This is a genomic window from Pseudoalteromonas sp. SG43-6, from assembly GCF_014164365.1.
Taxonomy (GTDB): Bacteria; Pseudomonadota; Gammaproteobacteria; order Enterobacterales; family Alteromonadaceae; genus Pseudoalteromonas; species Pseudoalteromonas rhizosphaerae.
In genome coordinates this window covers 1-253 of sequence record NZ_JACJEZ010000219.1, presented here as the reverse complement: position 1 = coordinate 253, position 253 = coordinate 1, and the positions used below count along the sequence as shown (strand labels likewise).

Sequence of the window (253 nt, the reverse complement as noted above, 5' to 3'; positions counted from 1 at the left end):
AAATGGCACTGAATGATACTGCTATCATTCTTTTTTACTTTTGAAAACTCTGTATAAATAACAATGTTATTCATACGAATTTTATTATCAGCTTTTCCAAATTTTTAAAGAGCATATTAATTAGTGAGCTCAAAGAGCAAACTAACTAACAATCATCTGTGTGGACACTACGAACAAATAAGTTCTAAATCGTATAAGGAGGTGATCCAGCCCCAGGTTCCCCTAGGGCTACCTTGTTACGACTTCACCCCAG

Annotated in this window: 1 rRNA gene; it reads right to left on the bottom strand. The window is 35.2% G+C overall.

Annotated features, from left to right (window positions below):
• Window positions 1–194: 194 nt before the first annotated feature.
• Window positions 195–253 (bottom strand): 16S ribosomal RNA (locus tag H5201_RS22860); the annotation flags it as partial.